Source organism: Pseudomonas kuykendallii (assembly GCF_900106975.1).
In the GTDB taxonomy this organism is placed as follows: domain Bacteria; phylum Pseudomonadota; class Gammaproteobacteria; order Pseudomonadales; family Pseudomonadaceae; genus Pseudomonas_O; species Pseudomonas_O kuykendallii.
In genome coordinates this window covers 25,582-45,748 of record NZ_FNNU01000009.1, presented here as the reverse complement: position 1 = coordinate 45,748, position 20,167 = coordinate 25,582, and the positions used below count along the sequence as shown (strand labels likewise).

The following is a 20,167-nucleotide window of genomic DNA, read 5'->3' as shown; positions in this document are numbered from 1 at the left end:
AAACACCCTGGCCTGTGCAGCCTATCGGTCAGCGCCGAGATAGCTTGAATGCATACGACGAAATGTCGCGAATGCAGAAAGTTCGATGATGGATACGCAGCGGCCGCACTTTTTTAGGGCGGCCGCTGCGTTCATGTAATCAGGAGGGTGGAAATACTCAGACGCCTTCGGTATCGGCTTTTTCCAGTTCCTTTTCCATCTTTTGCAGTTCCTGCTGGAAAGCTTGGTCCAGCACACTGGCTTTCTTGCGCCAAGGCTTACGCTCGGGTTCCGGTTGAGCAGCGTAGGTTTTGACTTCTCCGCCGTTAATATCCATATAGCGTTGCGCCTGGCGCTCTAGTTCTGCGCGCAGTTCGTCTTTATTCACGATTGATCCTGTTGATCGAACATGGAGGACGCTGGGCGAGGCGGCGGGACCGCTGCGCTGCGTCGGGTTTTTTATCGTTCTTGATACTTGTCGCCGCGTTGGGCGCGGCGATTATATCCATCGCCGCGAATACATCCATACGCGGATTAATGCGGCGTACTGAAAAGACTGTATTTACGTAAAAAGATTCAATGACGCGACTCAGTCATCCTTCAACAGATTGAACCGCGCGTCTTCGGCACCTGCACCTATCAGGTGCTCGGCATCCGGTTCACTGATGAGCTGGCGGCGTCCGGCTATTTCAAGTACCGACATGCGCGTCGCCTCGTCGGTCGTCACGCGTACCTGGTCCAGGGGACTTTCGTATTTGCGGTCGTCGACGAAAACGGCGCAGGTGGAATTGTGGGTATTGATCTCGATCGTCATGGCAGTTCTCCGGGATAACGTAATCACGCGGTTACCCAGTTATGACCTCGAACTTGCGTGGATACTCCCGGGCGCGGCCAGGCGAGTGATTCTTCGGTGTTAGTTGCCACTTGTTGCAACAGCGAACGCGTCGGACGGCAGATTGCCGGGCGGGGCCAGCGACGCGACTTCAAAGCCGCGCCGCGATGGCCCATCATTCGCGCGGTCTTCGCTCGGTAGTTCACTCATGAGTTCGCTTTCTCCCCTGGCGGCGTATCGCCTCGCGGTCGAGCAGGGTTTCCAGTCGGACCCGGCGCAATGGCACGCCGTGCAGATCCTCGAGCGCTGCCAGCAGGCCATCCACGCCGGTGGCGGCGCTTCGCCCGGCAGCGGCGTGTACCTGTGGGGCCCGGTCGGCAGGGGCAAGACCTGGCTGATGGATCGCTTCCACGAGAGCCTTCAGGTGCCGGCCCGGCGCCAGCACTTCCACCATTTCATGCGCTGGGTGCACCAGCGGCTGTTCCAGCTGGTCGGCACCGCCGATCCGCTGCAGGCACTGGCCACGGAGCTGGGGCGCGAGGTGAGGGTGCTGTGTTTCGACGAACTGTTCGTCAACGATATAGGTGACGCGATCATCCTCGGGCGGCTGTTCGAGGTGATGTTCGAGCAGGGCGTGGTGCTGGTCGCCACCTCCAACCAGCCGCCCGAGCAGCTCTATGCGGACGGCTTCAACCGCCAGCGTTTCCTGCCGGCGATCGCCGCGATCAACCGCTGCATGCAGGTGGTTAACCTCGACGGCGGCGAGGATCACCGCCTGCATCCCGGCGTCGGCTTGCAGCGTTACTGGCTGGCCCAAGCCGGGCAGCCAAGTGCCCTGGAGGCGGTTTTCCGGCAGTTGGCGGGAGACGATGCCGGCTCCCGCGAACCGGTGACCCTGGCGCACCGCCCGATCGCCGTGGTGCGGCGCAGCGCGCGGGTGCTCTGGAGTCGTTTCGACGACCTGTGCAAGGGGCCGCTGGCGGCCTACGACTTCATCGTGCTCTGCGACCAGTTCGATGCGGTGCTGCTGAGCGGCGTGCCGAACATGAGCGCGCGCCAGGGCGAGGGCAAGATCGCCCGTGGCACCGAGGACGCGGCCGAGCAGGTGGCCGCCGGCGACCGCGAACTGCCCAGGCTGTCGAAGCACGACGACGGCGCGCGTCGCTTCATCGCCCTGGTCGACGAATGCTACGACCGCCAGGTGCCGCTCTATATCGAGGCCGAGGTGGCGATGGATGCGCTGTACACTGAGGGCTACCTGGCCTTTCCGTTCCGCCGCACCCTGAGCCGGCTGAAGGAAATGCAGTTGCAGCGCTTCGGTCGCACGGCTGCACCCGCGCCCGGCTGACCCGACGGCGACGAGCACCGTAGGGCGTCTCTCCGTAGGGTGAGCCCTGCGCACCAACCCACCCGAACCTACAGAAAACTCATCTGCCGCGATTCGCCGAGCAGGAAGGTGCGATTGGCCTCGGTGCAGGCGCGCAGGTATTCGCTGACCTGGGTGATGCGCTTGAGCCGGCGCAGGTCCTCGCGATAGTAGATCCAGAACTGCCGGGTGACCTGCACCTGCTGCGGCAGCAGTTCCACCAGCCGTGGGTCCGGCCCGGCGAGGAAGCACGGCAGGATCGCCAGCGCGCGGCCCTGCAGCGCCGAGAGGTACTGGGCGACCACGCTGGTGCTGCGCAACTGGCTGCTGGCGTTGGGCACCACACGCTCCAGATAGAGCAGCTCCGGGCTGAAGGCGAGGTCGTCGACGTAGGTGATGAAACTGTGCCCGGCGAGGTCCTCCACGGAGCCGATCGGCGGATGCTGCGCCAGGTACTCGGCGGTGGCGTAGAGGCGCAGGTTGTAGTCGCACAGCTTGGAGCAGACGTAAGGCCCGCGCTCCGGGCGTTCCAGGGTGATGGCGATGTCCGCCTCGCGGCGCGACAGGCTGATGAAGTGTGGCACCGGCAGCAGGTCGATGGAGATGTTCGGGTAGACGTCCTGGAAATGGCTCAGCTGCGGCGCCACGAAGAAGCTGCCGAAACCCTCGGTGGAACCGATGCGCACATGCCCGGACAGCGCCAGGCTGGCCCCGGAAACCTGCTCGCAGGCGGCCTGCAGGGTACTTTCCAGCGACTCCGCGTAACCCAACAGGTGCAGGCCCTCGGGGGTCAGCACGAAGCCGGCCGAGCGCGACTTCTCGAACAGCAGCGCGCCCAACGCCTTCTCCAGCGCGCGGATGCGTCGCGACACCGTCGTGTAGTCCACGTTGAGGCGCCTGGCGGCGTTGCTGGCGGTGCGCGTGCGCGCCACCTCGAGGAAGAACTTGAGGTCGTCCCAGTTCATCTGACTGGCGAGCATGAGATTTTTTTGCATATCCAACCGGTGCTTTTGTTCTGACTTATCGGAAGTTTGCACACCTATACTCGAAGCCGGTCGCTGCTACCAGCCGCTTCCGTGACCTTGCAAAGCCCTAACGACAAAAACAATAGAGCAGGCAACCATGAACGAATCGCTATCGACAGGTGGCCGATCCGGCCGCAAGCATTACCGCATCGCCGGTCTCGCCAGCATGGCGGGTACCACCATCGAGTGGTACGACTTCTTCCTCTACGGCACCGCCGCGGCGCTGGTCTTCAACAAACTCTTCTTCCCCGCCCTCGACCCCATCACCGGTGTGCTGGCCGCGTTCGCCACCTACGCCGTGGGCTTCATCGGCCGGCCGCTGGGCGGCATCATCTTCGGCCACTTCGGTGACCGCATCGGGCGCAAGTCGATGCTGATGATGACGCTGATGATGATGGGCATCCCGACCATCGCCATCGGCCTGATTCCCACCTACGAACAGATCGGCTACTGGGCCGCGGTGATCCTGGTGCTGATGCGCTTCCTGCAGGGCATGGCGGTCGGCGGCGAGTGGGGCGGCGCCGTGCTGATGGCGGTGGAACACGCGCCCGAAGGCAAAAAGGGCTTCTACGGCAGCCTGCCGCAGACCGGCGTCGGTGCCGGCCTGGTGCTGTCCTCGCTGGCCATGGGCGCGGTGGCGACCCTGCCGGAGGAGCAGATGATGAGCTGGGGCTGGCGCCTGCCGTTCCTCGCCAGCGTGGTGTTGCTCGGCGTCGGCTGGCTGATCCGCGTGAAGGTCGCCGAGTCGCCGGACTTCGAGAAGCTCAAGGAGCAGAAGCGCGAAGTCCGCGTGCCGCTGTTCGAGGTGGTGCGCAAGTACCCGCGCGCGACCCTGACCATCATCGGCGCGCGCATGGCGGAGAACGCCTGGTTCTACATGGCGGTGACCTTCGCCCTGGCCTACGCGGCCAACCAGCTGAAGATTCCCCGCGCCGAGGTGCTGCACGCGATCACCGCGGGCGCGGCGATTTCCCTGCTCACCATGCCGTTCTGCGGGTGGCTGTCGGACAAGGTCGGCCAGAAGCGCCTGTACTTCGCCGGCCTGCTGCTGCTCTGCGCGTTCGTCTATCCGTTCTTCAGCATGCTCGGCACCCGCGAGCCGCTGCTGGTCTGGTGGGCGATGGTGCTGGCGGTGGGCGTGGTCTTCCCGATCCTCTACGCGCCCGAATCGCTGCTCTTCGCCCGGCAGTTCCCGGCGGAAATCCGCTACAGCGGCATCTCCCTCGCGGTGCAGGTGGCCGGCGTTCTCGGCGGCGGCTTCGCCCCGATGATCGCCACCTCGCTGCTCGGCGCGGCCGACGGCAGCCCGCGCTACGTGGTCGCCTACCTGATCGGCATGGGCGTGGTGGCGCTGTTCTGCACGGCGCTGATGCAGGGCGACCGGGCCGCCATCGACAACATGAAACCGGCGCAGTCGCGCCGCGCATCGCCGGCGCTGGATACGCCCTGAGCGGCCGACGCCTCCTTCCTGCGCGGTGAGCCGCGCAGGTTTCGCACAACGACAGTCAGGACATCGACCATGAGCACCAGCATTCCCAACGTCAAACTCCTCATCGGCGGCGAGCTCGTCGAGTCGCGCACCACGCAATGGCGCGACGTGATCAACCCGGCGACCCAGGAAGTCCTGGCGCGGGTGCCGTTCGCCACGCCCGAGGAAATCGAGGCCGCGGTGAGCAGCGCCAAGCAGGCCTTCAAGACCTGGCGCAAGATGCCGATCGGCGCCCGCTCGCGGATTTTCCTCAAGTACCAGCAACTGATCCGCGAAAACATGAAGGAACTTGCGGCGATCCTCACCGCCGAGCAGGGCAAGACTCTGGCCGACGCCGAGGGCGACGTGTTCCGTGGCCTGGAAGTGGTGGAACACGCCGCCGGGATCGGCAACCTGCAACTGGGCGAACTGGCCAACAACGTCGCCAGCGGGGTGGACACCTATACGCTGATGCAGCCGCTGGGCGTCTGCGCCGGGATCACCCCGTTCAACTTCCCGGCGATGATCCCGCTGTGGATGTTCCCGATGGCCATCGCCACCGGCAACACCTTCGTCCTCAAGCCCTCGGAGCAGGACCCGATGGTGACCATGCGCCTCGCCGAGCTGGCGTTGCAGGCCGGCGTGCCGGCCGGCGTGCTCAACGTCATCCACGGCGGCGTCGATGCGGTGAACGCGATCTGCGATCACCCGGACATCAAGGCGGTGTCCTTCGTCGGTTCGACCCGGGTCGGCACCCACGTCTACAACCGCGCCAGCCAGGCCGGCAAGCGCGTGCAGTGCATGATGGGGGCGAAGAACCACGCCATCGTCATGCCCGACGCGCACAAGGAGCAGACCCTCAACAACCTCGCCGGCGCCGCGTTCGGCGCGGCCGGGCAGCGCTGCATGGCGCTGTCGGTGGCGATCCTGGTGGGCGAGGCGCAGCAATGGCTGCCGGACATGGTCGCCAAGGCGCAGACGCTGAAGGTCAGCGCCGGCGTGGAGCCGGGCACCGACGTCGGCCCGCTGGTCTCCTGTGCGGCGCTGGATCGCGTCAGCAGCCTGATCGAACGCGGCGTTGCCGAAGGCGCCCAGCTCGCCCTGGACGGCCGCAACCCGTCCGTCAGCGGTTATGCCGACGGCAACTTCGTCGGCCCGACGATCTTCTCCGGGGTCACCCCGCAGATGAGCATCTACAAGGAAGAAATCTTCGGCCCGGTGCTCTGCGTGATGCACGCGGCGACCCTGGACGAAGCCATCGAGATGATAAACGCCAACCCCAACGGCAACGGCACCGCCATCTTCACCCGCTCCGGCGCGGCGGCGCGGCACTTCCAGGAAGAGATCGACGTCGGCCAGGTGGGCATCAACGTGCCGATCCCGGTGCCGGTGCCGATGTTCTCCTTCACCGGCTCGCGCGCCTCGAAGCTCGGCGACCTCGGCCCCTACGGCAAGCAGGTCGTGCAGTTCTACACGCAGACCAAGACGGTCACCCAGCGCTGGTTCGACGAAAGCGACGTGGGCGGCGCGGTGAACACCACCATCACGCTGAAATAACCTTCGACGTCCTCTCCTGCGGGAGAGGGCCGGGCGAGCGCGCCTGTCCGGCGCGCTCGCGCACGCACACTCAAGAGGCATCCACCATGAACATCGGTTTTCTCGGTCTCGGCAACATGGGCGGCCCCATGGCGCGCAACCTGCTCAAGGCCGGTCACGCGCTCAGCGTCTTCGACCTCTCCGCCACGGCGGTAGCGGCGGCGGTCGAGGCGGGCGCTACGGCCGTCGCATCGCCCGCCGAACTGGCGCAGCGCAACGTCGAGGTGATCATCAGCATGCTGCCGGCCTCGGCCCACGTGAAGGCGGTCTACCTCGGCGAAGACGGGCTGCTGGCCCACGTTCGCCCCGGCGTGCTGCTGATCGACTGCTCCACCATCGACCCGATCAGCGCGCGCGAGGTGGCCAAGGCCGCCGCCGAACACGGCAACCCGATGCTCGACGCACCGGTGTCCGGCGGCACCGGCGGCGCCGAGGCCGGCACCCTGACCTTCATGGTCGGCGGCAGTGCCGGGGATTTCGCCCTGGCGCAGCCGCTCCTGGGGGCGATGGGCAAGAACATCGTGCATTGCGGCGATACCGGCAACGGCCAGGTGGCGAAGGTGGCCAACAACATGCTGCTGGGCATCTCGATGATCGGCGTGGCCGAGGCGATGAGCCTGGGCGTCGCGCTGGGCATGGACGCCAAGGTGCTGGCCGGGGTCATCAACACGTCCAGCGGGCGTTGCTGGAGTTCGGACACTTACAACCCGTTCCCCGGCGTGCTGGAGAACGCCCCGGCCTCGCGCGGCTACAGCGGCGGTTTCGGCAGCGACCTGATGCTCAAGGACCTCGGCCTGGCCACCGAAGCGGCGCGCGCGGTACGCCAGCCGGTGCTGCTCGGCGCCCTGGCGCAGCAGCTCTACCAGGGCTTCAGCCTGCAGGGCCACGGCGGCCTGGACTTCTCGGCGATCATCGAGCTGTACCGCAAGCCGGAGTGACGGCGGGCGCGGCCTGTCCGCGGGGCGCCCGCGGGCTTCAGCCGGAACGATGCAGCCGGCGCCAGGCCTGCGGGGTGATGCCGGTCTCGCGGAGAAAGGTGCGGCTGAAGTGCGACTGGTCGCAGAAGCCGTGCACGTGGGCTATGCGGGTCAGCGATTCGTCGCTGGCGAGCATCATTTCCCGCGCCGCCTCGATGCGCCGGCGCGCCACGTAGAGCAGCGGCGGGCTGCCGAAGGCCTGTTTGAAGGCGCGGGTGAAATGGCTGACGCTGAGCGTGAGCAGCGCGGCCAGCTCGCGGGTGCGGATGGCGCCATCCAGGTGCTCGTCGATGTAGCTGGAGAGCCGCCTGACCTGCCAGCCGGCGAGGCCGCCGCGGCTGTCGCCGCTGTCGAAATCGGCGTCGCGACGCAGCAGTGCGATGGCGCGGGTCAGGCTGCGGCAGGCGGCTTCGCGGTCGCTGTGCAGCGCCAGACCGGCGTCGTCGAGCAGGCCTAGCACCGTGGCGATGGGGCCGCCGGGGAAGGGCAGGATGGCGTTCCGTGCATAGGAGGGGCTGGGCATCGGCGTGCTCCGCAGGCTATGAACGGCGCTCGAAGGGGCGCCTCTGCCAGGGATGATGCGGGCGTGAGCGTGGCGCCGACAGACCACGACGAGGCGCTCGCCGACGACACGAAAGTGGGGGCGGATCAGAGCTCGATGATGCCGCGCTGGATGCCGATGGTGACCGCGTGGGTGCGGTTGTTAGCGCTCAGCTTGTCCATGATGCTGCGCAGATGGCCCTTGATGGTGTCCTCGGAGATACCCAGTTCGTTGGCTATCTGCTTGTTCGCCGCGCCTTGCGCCACCCGTTGCAGCACCTGCAGTTCGCGTGGGCTGAGGGCCTCCTGGCCGAGGGATTCCGCCAGCTCGGCGGCGATCTCCGCGGGAAAGTGCCGGCGCCCGGCGGCCAGCGCGCGGATCGCTTCCACCAGTTCCTTGCGCAGTGTGCTCTTGAGCAGGTAACCCTGGGCCCCGGCCTTGATCGCGTGCAGCGCACGCACGTCGCCCCGGTAGGTGGTGAGGATGGCGATGCGCGCATCGGGGAATTCCGCGCGGATCGCCCGGATCGCCTCGATACCGTTCATTTCCGGCATCTGCAGGTCCATCAGGGTCACGTCCGGGCGTTCCGCGCGGAAGCGCTCCAGGGCCTCGCTTCCATCGCCGGCTTCGCCGACCAGGTGGATGTCGGGCTGCTGGTCGAGTACCGCGGCGATCCCCTCGCGCAGCAGCGGATGGTCGTCGACGACCAGCACGCGAATGTCTCCGGTGACCGCCGTCATGCTCGGCTCCTCGGGTGAGTCAGGTAATGCAGCCAGCGCCGCCAGCGCCGCGGCGTACGCCGGTAGGCGAGGGTGGCGGGCAGGCTCAGGCGGACCTCGCTGCCCTGCGCCTCGGCGCTGCGGATATCCAGTTGGGCACCGATTTTCTGCGCGCGTTCGTGCATGCCCCTGAGTCCCCAGTGGTCCGGGCGTCCGGTCGGGCCGAGGTACTCGGCGGCGATGCCGCGGCCGTCGTCGGCGATGCTCAGCATGAAGCGCCGCGGGGTGTAGTGGATGACCACGCTGACGTGGCTCGCGTCGGCGTGGCAGAAGGCGTTGGCGATGGCCTCGCGGCCCATCCGGTAGGCTTCGTCGCGCACCAGCGGGCGCAGGTCGTGCGGGCGACCGCGGACCTTCACGGCGAAGACGATGGCCGGGTCATGTTCGAGTTCCTCGTCGAGCGCCTCGAAGGCGGTGGCGAGGTCCGCCACCGCGAGGCTGCGCCGGCGCAGGTTGCGCACCCGTTCACGGCCTTCGGCGAGCACCTGGTCGGCGCGGTCCAGCGCACGCTCCATGCGCTGTCGCACCGGCTGGTCCTCGTCGAGGCTTTCCGCCGCGGCCTGGAAGTGCAGCATCAGCCCCTGCACGCCCTGCAGGAGGGTGTCGTGCAACTCGCGGGCGATGCGTTCGCGTTCGGCGTGGCGCTCCTCCAGGCGTGCGCGCAGCGTCTCGGCGGCGCGCCGCAGACGGCTCCGGTAGAAGGCCCAGAACAGGCCGACCAGCGCGGCGCCGAAGAGGATCAGGAACAGCGGGCGCTGGTAGAACACCGGAGCGATGCTGAAACTCAGCTGCGCTTCCTGCTCGGCGGGTACGCCGTCGGCATTCGCCGCATCCACGCGGAAGCGGTAGTCGCCGGCGCGCAGGCCGGTGTAGATCGCCTGGCGCTGGCTACCGGCGTAGTGCCAGTCGCGGTCGTAGCCGTCGAGGCGGTAGCGGAAGTGCAGCCCCTCGGGCATCGACAGGCTGAGCGCCGTGTAATCGATCATCACCCGTCCGCTCTGCGCCGGAAGTTGCAGCGGACGGTTGCCGGAGAGGCGCACGCCGTCGACGTCCAGCGATTCGATCAGCACCCGCGGCGGCGCATCCTCGGCGTCGTGCTGCGCCGGGTCGATCCAGACCACGCCGTTGCTGGTGGAGAACCACAGCCGGCCGTCGCCGCTGCGCACCGCGGTGGGCAGCGGGAGCACCTGATAGGGATCGTTGGCGAGCCCGCCGAGGAGGTCGTAGGCGCGGTAGCGCAGGCGCGCTTCGGGATCGGCGATGACGGTCTCGATGTCCTCGGCGGCGAGCCTGAAAATGCCGCCGCGGGCATGCAGCCAGAGGTCTTCGCCCGCTGCCGTGGGCACCGCGAGGACCGCGTAGATGTTGCCGAACAGCTCGCCATCGGGCAGCCGCAGGCTGTGGAAACGCGTCCCGTCGAACCAGGCCAGGCCGCGCTCTCCGGCGACCCACGGACGCCGCGACTGCAGTTGCAGGGCGGTGACGTGGCCGATTTGCAGGCCGTCCTTCTCGCCCCACTGGCGTTCCTCGGCGCCGTGGCGGGTGACGATCAGGTTGTCGCGGTAGCCGAACCACAGGCTGCCATCGGCGCCACGGGCGGCGCTCACCGGCATCTTCTGGCTGGCCAGCGCAGTGGGCGCGGGTTGTTCCTGCCAGGCGCCGTCGTGCAGCCGGAACAGGCCGAGGCGGTTGAGCGAGACCCAGAGATCGCCCGCGTCGTCGCGCACCATCGCGCGCACCGAGGAATCCGACGCCTGCCGGGTCGGCAGGGCGGCGACCTTTTCCAGGCGCTCGCCCCGGGAGCGCCAGATGCCGTTCGGGCCGCCCATCCAGGCGTTGCCCTCGGCGTCGCTCATCGCGCTGGTCACCGGCGGCGGCAGGTCGAGCTGGCTCAACCGGCCCTGCGCCAGGCGCAGCACCGGACGGTTGCTGCTGCCGGCCCAGAGGCTGCCGTCGGCACCCGGCGCGAGGGCGAAGTTGAGCGCCTCGCGCGGCAGCGGCGCGGGTTGCACGTTGCGCCGGCGAAAGCGGTCGAGGCCGGCGCTGCTGCCGACCCAGAGGTTGCCGTCACGGTCCTGCAGCAGCGGCCAGAGGTAGTCCGAGCTGAGCCCGTCGCGGGTGGTGAAGCGCTCCAGGGCGCTGCCGCTGCGGGCGGGATCGAACAGTTGGTTGGGTTCGGCGGCATGCTGCAGGCCGTTGCCCAGGGTGCCGATCCACAGGCCGCCCTGCTCATCGAAGAGCAGGCCGTTGGCGGCCAGCGACATCGGCGCGGTCTGCGACACCGGCCGGCCGTCCTCCAGCGTCAGCCGGTGCAGGGCTCCACCGTAGCGCTCGGCGACCCAGACCGAGCCGTCGGCGGCCTGGGTCATCTGGCTGACCCAGCCGAGCGCCAGGCCACTGTCGACGAAGGCATGCGCGCCCACCGGCAGGTAGTAGAGGCAGTCCTCGCTGGCGGCCCAGACGCGGCCTTCGCGGTCGACCAGCACGGCGCGGGCGTTGTCGGGGAAGCGCCAGTCGGCGCCGACGGTTTCCCAGCGCGTGCCGTCGAAACGCGCCAGGCCGTCGTTGGCGGCGGCCCAGAGCACGCCGTCCTGGCCGCGGGCGAAGCCATAGACCACGCCGCCCGGCAAGTCGGTGGCGGGGGCGTAGTGGGTGGTGCCCTGGCTGCCGATGAACTGCACGCCGCCGGCGCGCAGGCCGACCCAGAGGCCGTCGTCGCCGGCCAGCAGCGCCGAGACGATGCGCAGGCGGTTGCCGTTCGGCGCCTGGTAGCGGACGAAGCGGAAACCGTCGAAGCGGTACAGCGAGTCGTTGGTGCCCATCCACAGGTAGCCGTCGCGGCTTTGCACCAGCGCGCCGACCTGGCTCGGGCCGTCGTCGCTGGTGGTCCAGCGCCGGTGCTCCAGCTGTTCCAGCCCGCGCGGCGTGGCGCAGGCCAGGCCGCTGGCGACCAGCAGGAGCAGCAGCCAGCGCCCGCGCAGGCGCTCGCCGCACGCGACCAGAGCGTGCAGGGCCGTCCAGAGGCGGTGCAGCGATGTCATTTCACACGGGTTCCTTCTGCTCAGAAACAGTCGGCCTGGCTTTGTGCCCATTCCAGGGCGTAGTCGGCCACCTCCTGCCAGCCGGCTTCGGCGATCAGCCAATGACTGCGACCGGGAAAACAGCGGTAGGTGCTGACCGCGACCGAGCGGCGATGGCGGCGGAAGACGGCGGCGACGGTGGAGGCGTGGATAGTACGATCATTTTCGCCGGCGATGAGCAGCAAGGGCGCGCGGCGATCATTGCCGAAGTCGATCCGGGTGCCGATGCCGAGCGCCGCCTCGAGCAGCAAGCGGCCGGGCGCCGGCGCCACCTGCCGCTGGTATTCGCGGTGGCGTTCGGCGGCGTCGAGGGTCTGCGCGGCGTGGCGGGCGAATTGCGCCTCGCTCAGCGGCACGATCCTCCCGGCGCGCGTCAGCATCGGCAGCAGGCGGACCAGCGCGGCGAGGCCGGGCAGCACGCCCCGCGGTGGTGCCGGGGCGATGGCGATGCCGGCCGAACCCAGGCCGCGATCCAGCAGCACCTGGACGAAGAGCCCGCCGTAGCAGTGGCCGACCAGCAGCGGCGGGTGCGGCAGCGCTTCGATCAGCGCCTGGTAGTGGGCGAGGATGCGGCCGACCCCCAGGTTGCCCAGGGCCGCCGGTGGCGCCTCGCGCAGCCGCTGCGCCGGGATGTCCTCCAGCGACGGCCAGGACGGCGCCAGGCAGGTGTAGCCGCAGGCCGCGAAGCGCTGGGCGAAGCGCTCCCACACGCGCGGCGTGAGCCAGGCGCCGTGGATGAACATCACGATTCCGCTCATGCCGGTCCTCCGCCGTGTCGAGTCGCGGACAGTCTGGGCACATCCCCGGGCGCAGCGCTTGGACGGATGTGCGGCGCCTGGCATCCAGCGATCTTCGCGCGGTGGCCCCGGTTCATCTCCGTCCTGCGCACAGGTCGTACTACTTGCGCCTTGCTCCGAGGGTCGCGGCTCTTTCGCCGCGCGCCGACCTCTCGTTCCGCGCGCGGCGAAAGCAGCAGCCAGGCAGCGCCAAGGAACCGTATGGCGCGGGCCGGGCGGTTTCGATAATCGCCTCCGACACGACTGAGCCAACAGTCGCCCCAGCAGCGGAGAGCGCCATGCACAACAACAAGAGAGTCCCAGCCCGGTTCCTGCAACTTGCCCTCGGCGCGTCCGTCGCCCTGGGCATGGCCCAGCAGGCCGCCGCCGAGATCGTCCTGTACGACAAGGACGACACGACCTTTTCCACCGACGGCTACATCAACGCCTTCTATGTCAGCAGCGATGTCGACCGCGAAGGCGAGCAGTTCGACCGCCGCCAGTCGCGGGTCAAGATGGGCTTTCTGCCGAACTGGCTCGGCTTCAACTTCGGCAAGCAGGTGGACGACCTCAAGCTGGGCGGCCGCGCGTCGTTCTGGGTGACCATCAACGACAGCGAAACCAACGGCACCGACACCGCCATCGACGTCCGCCAGTTCTACGGCACGGTCTCCAACCCGGAGTGGGGCGAGGTGCTGGTGGGCAAGGACTTCGGGCTGTTCTCGCGCTCGAACATCTTCCTCGACGAACTGCTCGCCGGTTACGGCAACGTCAGCGACACCCTCGGCCTGGTGGACGGAACCGGCGTGTCCTTCGGCAACATCGGCACCGGCTACCCGTATCCGTTCCCGACCTCGCAGATCACCTACCGCAACAACAACCTGGTCGAGGGCCTGCGCGTCGCGGTGGGCATCATGGACCCGGTGGACACCAACGACGACAGCGCCGTCGGCAAGTCCTACCAGGAGGAGCCGCGCCTGGAGTCGGAAGTCAGCTATCAGTTCCAGCTTGGCGGCTCGACCATCTATACCTGGATCAACGGCGGCTACCAGACCTCGGAAAACACCGACGACACGGTGGACGACGTCACCTCCAAGGGCCTCGGCTATGGCGTGCAGGCGAAGATGGCGGGCTTCTCGGTGACCGCTTCGGGCTTCCAGGCCAAGGGCATCAACCCGTTCTTCACCAACAACGCCGGCGAGGCGACGCTGCGCGAGATCGACAGCGACGGCTATCTCCTGCAGGGCTCCTACACCTGGGGCAAGAACCGCCTGGCGCTGTCCTATGGCAAGACCGAGGACGACGGCAACGGCCTCGGCTCCGCGGCCGACTACGAGACCCGCGGAATCGCCTACTTCCGCACCATCAACGACAACCTGAAGCTGGTCGCCGAGTACAACCAGTACCAGATCGATGGCGAGGACGGCAGCGGCCTGGACGAAGATACCGACACCCTGGCGGTCGGTGCGGTGCTCAGCTGGTAAGCCGCTTCACCGGCCCGGCCGCGCCGGGTCGCGCAGGACGGGCGGGTCGCGCACGAGCGGGCCCGCCTTTTTCATGAGCATAAAAAAGGAGCATGACCTCGATGGGACTCTGGAGCGCTTACAGCCAGGACTTCCTCCTCTGGCTGGCCATCGGCACCACCCTGGTGTTCGCCCTGCCGATCTTCTGCGTGCCGCTGCACTGGGCACGCCTGGTGGGCTGGACGATACCGGACCAAACCCACCTGGCGATCTACTTCGGGCGTTGCCTGGGGGCCTTCATCCTCATCGTCGAGGCGCTGATGATGCGCGCCGCGCTGACCGGCGAGGCGCTGCACACCACCTATGAAGTGCTGGCGGCGGTCGCCACGTCGATGATCGTTGTGCACGTCTATGGCGCGCTGCGGCGCATCCAGCCGCTCAGTGAAACCCTGGAGACCGGTTTCTACGCCGGCATGCTGGCGCTGACCCTGCTGTGCTGGCCGGCTGCGGCCTGAGCGGGCGCTACCTTCGGATGAGAGCCTTCGCGACCCAAGTAGCATGGGGCCTGGCGCGGGGGCTTTCTAGAATGACCGAAACGGCAACGGGTGTTCGTGAGGTGGGCCGATGCGGCATGGGGAAAGTGAAAGTGTGGTCACCGCCGTTTCGCACGCGCGCGAGGCGGAAGCGGTGGCCCAGGACCTGGCGCGCCAGCTGATCCATCCCCACCTGGGCTTCGTGCTGTTCTTCTGCTCGGCGGAATACGACCTGGCCGCGCTCGGCCCGGCGCTGGAGCAGTATTTCGGCGGCATCGAGCTGGTCGGCTGCACCAGTGCCGGCGAGATCACGCCGCTCGGCTACGGGCGCAACTGCGTCAGCGCGGTGGGCTTCGACTACCGCAGCTTCTCCGTCGCCAGCGCGCTGATCGACCAGATGGAGCGCTTCAGCCTGCTCGACGCGCAGCAGTTGGTGGAACGCCTGGTGGCGGGCTGCCGGAGCAATTCGCTGGCGCCGATCAAGGACCACAGCTTCGCCCTGACGCTGCTCGACGGCCTCTCCAGCCGCGAGGAAATCGTCCTCGCCGCCCTCAGCGCGGCGCTGGGCAGCATCCCGCACTTCGGCGGTTCGGCCGGCGACGACAACCACCTGACGCACACCCACGTCTACCACGGCGGCCGCTTCCACTCCGGCGCGGCGGTGGTGCTGCTGGTGAACACCGCGCTGGACTTCGAGGTGTTCAGCACCCACCACATCCTGCCCAGCAGCGAGAAGCTGGTGGTCACCGACGCCGACAGCACAACCCGCCGGGTCTACGAGCTGAACGCCGAACCGGCGGCGAAGGAGTACGCGCGCTGGATCGGCGTGCCGGTGGAGGCCCTCGACCACCGCCTGTTCGCCGCCCATCCGCTGGCGGTGAGGGTCAACGAGCACTACTTCGCGCGTTCCATCCAGCGCGTTCACGACGACCTCAGCCTGAGTTTCTATTGCGCCGTGGAGAACGGCATCGTGCTCACCGGCATGAGCCCCGGCCCGTTGCTGCCGAACCTGCAGGCGCTGTTCGAGCGCCTGGAAAAGCGCCTCGGGCCGCCCCTGCTGACCATCGGCTGCGACTGCTTCCTGCGCCGCCTGGAGATCGAGAGCGACGGCGGCGTCGAGCAGACCGGGGAATTCCTCCGCCGCCAGCAGGTGATCGGCTTCAACACCTACGGGGAGCAGTTCAATGGCATGCACATCAACCAGACCTTCACCGGGGTCGCCATTGGACGCCGGGCCGGCAATGGACGCGGCTGACTGCGCGGCGCGGCTCGCCGAGCTGGAGCGCGAGAACCACCGCTTGAAGCGGATCAACGCCGCACTGATCGAACGCGTCGAATCCAGCGCCGCGCGCCGCGAGGGCGCCTACGCCGCGTTCCAGCATTCGGTGGTGCTGGCCGAGCAGGTGCGCGAGCGCACCGATGCGCTGAACCAGGCGATGGCCGAACTCACCGCCAGCAACCAGCTGCTGCGCGACGCCCGCCAGCGCGCTGAGACCGCCCACCAATACCTGGTGGACGCCATCGAAAGCATTTCCGACGCCTTCGTGCTGTTCGACAAGGACCAGCGCATCCTGCTGTTCAACAGCCGCTTCAAGTCGTTCTGGGCCGGCACCCGCGCGCGCATCGCCAGCGGCATGCGCCTGTCGGAGATTCGCCGCCTGGCCCAGGGCAGCGGGCTGATCGCCGAGGAGCAGCGTGGCAGCGAGACCGAGCACAGCGTCTATCGCCTGCACGACGGACGCTGGATGCAGGTCAGCGAGCGGCCCACCCGCGAGGGCGGGCTGGTGATCCTCTACACCGACATCACCGAACTCAAGCTCAGCGAGACCGCGCGCCGCGAGCAGGCCCTGGCGCAGAAGTCGCGGCTGCTGCAGCGCGCGGTGGACAACCTTTCCCAGGGCATGGCGATGGTCGGCGCCGAGGGCACCCTGGAGCTGTGGAACCACCGCTTCCTCGACCTTTGCGGGCTGGCGCCGATCCAGGCGCACCGGCCGTTCGCCGAGGTCATGGCGGACAGCGAGCTGGCCCTGCTCACGCCCGACACCCGCGACGCCGATGGCCGCCCGGTGCAGGAACTGGAGCAGCGCCTGTTCGACGGTCGGGTGCTGGAAGTGCGCACCCACGCGCTGCCCACCGGCGGCTTCGTCAACACCTTCACCGACATCACCGAGCGCTATCGCCACGCCGAGGCGCTGAGCGAGAGCGAACGCTGGATTCGCCTGATCACCGACCACGTGCCGGCACTGATCGCCTACCTGAACGCGGAGCTGATCTACGAATTCACCAACAAGGTCTACGAGGAGTGGTACCGCTGGCCGCGCGGCGGCATGCTCGGCCAGAGCCTGCGCGAGGTGCACAACGAGGAGCACTGGCGGCGCCTGGAACCCTACGTGGAGCGCGCGCTGGCCGGCGAAAGCGTGACCTTCGAGGTGGCCGAGACCAACCTCGCCGGGCAGGAGCGCTACATGCTGCGCTCCTACGTGCCGAACCTGGTCAACGGCGAAGTGGTGGGGATCTTCGTGCTGATCCGCGACATCACCGAACGCCGGCGCACCGCCGAGGCACTGCACCTGGCGTACCAGAACCTCGAACAGCGGGTGCGCGAACGCACCGCCGAGCTGACCACCCTCAACGACCAGCTGTTGCGCGAGATCGGCGAGCGCAGCCGCGTCGAACTGCGCCTGCGTGAAGCCAAGGCCGAGGCCGAACAGGCCAACCTGTCGAAGACCAAGTTCCTCGCGGCGGTCAGCCACGACCTGCTGCAACCGCTGAACGCCGCGCGGCTGTTCACCAGCGCGCTGCTGGAACGGCGCGAGCAGGCGGTCAGCGCGACCCTGGTGCGCAACATCAGCAATTCGCTGGATGACGTGGAAAGCCTGCTCGGCACCCTGGTGGACATCTCCAAGCTCGACGCCGGGGTGATCAAGGCGGAGATCGCGCCGTTCGCCGTGGGCGACCTGCTCGACAACCTCGCCGTGGAGTTTCGCCAGGCGGCACTCAGCGAAGGGCTGCAGCTGCACTTCGTGGCGTGCTCGGCGACCGTGCGCAGCGACATCCAACTGCTCGCGCGCATCCTGCGCAACCTGCTCAGCAATGCCATCCGCTACACGCCCGGCGGACGCATCCTGCTGGGTTGCCGGCGGCGTCGGCAGAGCCTGTGGATCGAAGTCTGGGACACCGGCGTCGGCATCGCCGAGGACAAGCTCAAGGAGATCTTCCAGGAGTTCAAGCGCGGCGATTCGCAACGACCGAACCAGGACCGCGGCCTCGGCCTCGGCCTGGCCATCGTCGAGAAGATCGCCGGCATGCTCGGCCATCGCATCCAGGTGCGCTCCTGGCCGGGGCGCGGCTCGTCGTTCGCCATCGAGGTGCCACTGACCCAGCGCGCGCCGCGTGCGCGGGTGGCGCCGGAAAGCACCGAGGCGCTGCTCGAGCGCCTCGCCGGCTCGCGGGTGTGGGTGCTGGACAACGACGCGGCGATCTGCGCCGGCATGCGCACGCTGCTCGAAGGCTGGGGCTGCCGGGTGGTCACCGCGCTGTCCGAGGAAGACCTGGCGCGGCAGGTGGACAACTACCACGCCGACGCCGACCTGCTGATCGCCGACTACCACCTGGACAACGGCCACAACGGCGTCGACGCCGTCGCCAGCATCAACGCCCGGCGCGGCGTGCCGCTGCCGGCGCTGATGATCACCGCCAACTACAGCAACGAACTGCGCCAGCAGATGCGCGACCTCGGCCACACGCTGATGCACAAGCCGGTGCGGCCGATGAAACTCAAGGCCGCGATGAGCCACCTGATCGAGCACGGCGCGCAACGCGTCGGCTGAGCCCCGGTGCGCATGGCGCACCCTACGGCACAGGCGTTCACCGGAACGATCGTAGGGTGCGCCGAACGCACCGCCGGATAAGGCAGGGCGTCCAGTCCGTAGGGTGCGCCGTGCGCACCGCTTCAACGCGAGCACCCGCCAGCGCGCGACCTCGGTAACGCGCAGTACGGTCGATGGACGCCGAGGGTATGCACGGTGCACCCTGCATCGGCCGCGCTGGAGACGTAGAACATCGGCGAAGGTGCGTAGGGTGCGCCGCGCGCACCGCCATGCGCGATATGGCGCACACGCCGCTGGCCACTGCCGACCTATGCTGGAACCCCGTCATTGGAGGAGGACATGGAATGTCCAACTACCGCCGTGCCCGCCAGGGTTCGCTGTATTTCTTCACCCTGGTCACCGAACAGCGCCGCCCGCTGCTGACCGACGCCCGTTGCCGCACGGCACTGCGCCAGGCCATCGAAGAGGTTCGTCGGCGCTATCCGTTCGCCATCCATGCCTGGGTGCTGCTTCCCGACCATCTGCATTGCATCTGGCAACTGCCGGCCGAGGACGACGACTTCGGCCGGCGCTGGTCGATCATCAAGCGCCGGGTCAGCCAGGCGCTGGGGCCGCCGGCGCCGGTGTATGCCAGCCGCTTCGTGCGCCGCGAAGGCGGGTTATGGCAGCGGCGCTTCTGGGAGCACCGCATCCGTGATGAACAGGACTACCGCGCCCACATGGACTACCTGCACGGCAACCCGCTGAAGCACGGGCTGGTGGCTTCGGTGGCCGAATGGCCGTGGTCGAGCTTTCACCGGTTGGTCCGGGAGGGTGTGTATCCAGCGGACTGGGGTGGCAGCGCGGATGACGACGGCGTGTTTGGCGAGTGAGGTGCCCGTGGTGCGCACGGCGCACCCTACGGCGGAGGCATTCACCCCAACGATCCGCCGTGCGCACTGTTAGGCCTGGTAGGGTGCGCCATGCGTACCGCCGGGTAAGGTAGGGCGTGCACGAGCGGATCGGAGCGACGGCATGTTTGGCGAGTGAGGTGCCCGTGGTGCGCGCGGCGCACCCTACGGCGGGGCGTTCACCCCAACGATCCGCCATGCGCACACCGTTAGGCCTGGAAGGGCGGATTGGGGCGACGGCGTATTCGGCGAGTGGCGTGTGGCATTCACGCCCACGATCCGTAGGGTGCGCCGCGCGCACCGCCGGGTAAGGAGGGCGCCTGGGGTTGGCTAGCGTCGCAGGTAGGCGGCGAAGTCGATGTCGTTGGCCGAGAGGATCGCCTGCACGCGGTTGTGCACGTTGAGCTTGCGCAGGATCGCCGAGACGTGGGCCTTGACCGTGGTTTCGGCAATTTCCAGGTGGTAGGCGATCTGCTTGTTGGATTCGCCCTTGGCCATTCGTTCCAGTACCAGCAACTGCTTGCGCGTGAGCGCCTGGAGCAGCTCCGGCGAGATGTTGTGCTCGTCGGGCTGGCGCCGCTGCGAGGACTGCTTCTGTGTGCGGATGATGTCCGAGGGCAGGTAGACATTGCCGTTGAGGATCTGCTCGATGGCGTCGGTCATCTGCGCGCGGGGCGAGGACTTGGTGATGAAGCCGACCGCGCCGTAGGTGATCGCCTGCAGCACGATCTGCTTGTCCTGCTCGGCGGAAACGATCACCACGGGGATCGTCGGCGCCTCGTTGCGCAGGTTGATCAGGCCGTTTAGGCCGTGCATGCCGGGCATGTTCAGGTCGAGCAGGATCAGGTCGAGGTCGTCGTGTTCCTGGGTCAGGTTCAGGGCGCTGTCGAGGTCGGCGGTCTCCATCACTTCACTGCCGGGAAAGCCGTCGCTGATGACGTTGTGGATGGCCTCTCGAAACAGCGGGTGATCGTCGGCGATCAGAATCTTGTACATGGCCTTTCACCTCTTTCTTGTGATTATGGCGTGGCT

The 20,167-nt window shown here is 67.8% G+C and carries 17 protein-coding genes; 9 read left to right on the top strand and 8 right to left on the bottom strand.

Going from position 1 to position 20,167, the window contains the following annotated elements; translation table 11 throughout:
- Window positions 1–157 precede the first annotated feature (157 nt).
- Together BLV15_RS21055 and BLV15_RS21050 are read right to left on the bottom strand one after the other, a co-directional pair.
- Window positions 158–367, bottom strand: a complete 210-nt coding sequence (locus BLV15_RS21055; RefSeq protein WP_090231689.1) for a hypothetical protein — start codon at window positions 365–367, stop codon at window positions 158–160.
- 201 nt (window positions 368–568) lie between these two features.
- The gene (locus tag BLV15_RS21050) at window positions 569–793 is read right to left on the bottom strand and encodes a DUF3203 family protein (RefSeq protein WP_090231688.1); all 225 of its coding nucleotides are present in this window, start codon (window positions 791–793) and stop codon (window positions 569–571) included.
- 226 nt (window positions 794–1,019) lie between these two features.
- Here BLV15_RS21050 and zapE point away from each other — a divergent pair, with 226 nt between their 5' ends.
- Entirely contained in the window at window positions 1,020–2,159 is a 1,140-nt protein-coding gene (zapE, locus tag BLV15_RS21045; RefSeq protein WP_090231687.1) for a cell division protein ZapE, read from the top strand.
- Between the two features lie 68 nt (window positions 2,160–2,227).
- On the opposite strand, the gene BLV15_RS21040 is transcribed toward zapE, so the two are convergent.
- The gene (locus BLV15_RS21040) at window positions 2,228–3,172 is read right to left on the bottom strand and encodes a LysR family transcriptional regulator (protein ID WP_090231686.1); all 945 of its coding nucleotides are present in this window, start codon (window positions 3,170–3,172) and stop codon (window positions 2,228–2,230) included.
- A 127-nt stretch (window positions 3,173–3,299) separates the two neighbouring features.
- Here BLV15_RS21040 and BLV15_RS21035 point away from each other — a divergent pair, with 127 nt between their 5' ends.
- The 3 genes from BLV15_RS21035 to mmsB all read left to right on the top strand — a co-directional run bounded on the left by BLV15_RS21035 (window position 3,300) and on the right by mmsB (window position 7,204).
- A complete protein-coding gene (locus BLV15_RS21035) occupies window positions 3,300–4,652 on the top strand; it encodes an MFS transporter (protein ID WP_090231685.1) in 1,353 nt (450 codons plus the stop codon).
- Window positions 4,653–4,721: 69 nt separating this feature from the next.
- Window positions 4,722–6,227, top strand: coding sequence for a CoA-acylating methylmalonate-semialdehyde dehydrogenase (locus BLV15_RS21030; protein WP_090231684.1), 1,506 nt, complete (start codon window positions 4,722–4,724; stop codon window positions 6,225–6,227).
- 86 nt (window positions 6,228–6,313) lie between these two features.
- Window positions 6,314–7,204 carry a 3-hydroxyisobutyrate dehydrogenase gene (gene mmsB, locus BLV15_RS21025; protein WP_090231683.1) on the top strand — a complete coding sequence of 297 codons (891 nt, stop codon included), beginning with the start codon at window positions 6,314–6,316 and terminating at the stop codon, window positions 7,202–7,204.
- Window positions 7,205–7,241: 37 nt separating this feature from the next.
- Here mmsB and BLV15_RS21020 read toward each other — a convergent pair whose 3' ends face one another.
- The 4 genes from BLV15_RS21020 to BLV15_RS21005 form a co-directional block, all read right to left on the bottom strand.
- Window positions 7,242–7,766, bottom strand: a complete 525-nt coding sequence (locus BLV15_RS21020) for a helix-turn-helix domain-containing protein (protein WP_090231682.1) — start codon at window positions 7,764–7,766, stop codon at window positions 7,242–7,244.
- A gap of 125 nt (window positions 7,767–7,891) precedes the next feature.
- The gene (locus BLV15_RS21015; RefSeq protein WP_090231681.1) at window positions 7,892–8,524 is read right to left on the bottom strand and encodes a response regulator; all 633 of its coding nucleotides are present in this window, start codon (window positions 8,522–8,524) and stop codon (window positions 7,892–7,894) included.
- Window positions 8,521–11,604, bottom strand: coding sequence for a sensor histidine kinase (locus tag BLV15_RS21010; protein WP_090231680.1), 3,084 nt, complete (start codon window positions 11,602–11,604; stop codon window positions 8,521–8,523). The genes BLV15_RS21015 and BLV15_RS21010 overlap by 4 nt, the downstream gene beginning before the upstream one ends.
- Window positions 11,605–11,624: 20 nt before the next feature.
- Window positions 11,625–12,401 (bottom strand): alpha/beta hydrolase, encoded by a 777-nt coding sequence (locus tag BLV15_RS21005; RefSeq protein WP_090231679.1) that lies wholly within the window; start codon window positions 12,399–12,401, stop codon window positions 11,625–11,627.
- Window positions 12,402–12,718: 317 nt separating this feature from the next.
- Here BLV15_RS21005 and BLV15_RS21000 point away from each other — a divergent pair, with 317 nt between their 5' ends.
- From BLV15_RS21000 to BLV15_RS20980, 5 genes are all read left to right on the top strand, one after another.
- Window positions 12,719–13,903, top strand: a complete 1,185-nt coding sequence (locus BLV15_RS21000) for a porin (RefSeq protein ID WP_090231678.1) — start codon at window positions 12,719–12,721, stop codon at window positions 13,901–13,903.
- Between the two features lie 101 nt (window positions 13,904–14,004).
- Window positions 14,005–14,397 carry a hypothetical protein gene (locus BLV15_RS20995; RefSeq protein ID WP_090231677.1) on the top strand — a complete coding sequence of 131 codons (393 nt, stop codon included), beginning with the start codon at window positions 14,005–14,007 and terminating at the stop codon, window positions 14,395–14,397.
- Between the two features lie 109 nt (window positions 14,398–14,506).
- Window positions 14,507–15,670: a nitric oxide-sensing protein NosP gene (gene nosP / locus BLV15_RS20990; RefSeq protein WP_090231676.1), complete on the top strand. Its 1,164-nt coding sequence runs from the start codon at window positions 14,507–14,509 to the stop codon at window positions 15,668–15,670.
- Window positions 15,600–18,245, top strand: coding sequence for a hybrid sensor histidine kinase/response regulator NahK/ErcS' (gene nahK / locus BLV15_RS20985; protein WP_090231675.1), 2,646 nt, complete (start codon window positions 15,600–15,602; stop codon window positions 18,243–18,245). The genes nosP and nahK overlap by 71 nt, the downstream gene beginning before the upstream one ends.
- Before the next feature lie 344 nt (window positions 18,246–18,589).
- A complete protein-coding gene (locus BLV15_RS20980; protein WP_090231674.1) occupies window positions 18,590–19,117 on the top strand; it encodes an REP-associated tyrosine transposase in 528 nt (175 codons plus the stop codon).
- Window positions 19,118–19,465: 348 nt separating this feature from the next.
- On the opposite strand, the gene BLV15_RS20975 is transcribed toward BLV15_RS20980, so the two are convergent.
- Window positions 19,466–20,131: a response regulator transcription factor gene (locus BLV15_RS20975; RefSeq protein WP_090231673.1), complete on the bottom strand. Its 666-nt coding sequence runs from the start codon at window positions 20,129–20,131 to the stop codon at window positions 19,466–19,468.
- Window positions 20,132–20,167: the final 36 nt, after the last annotated feature.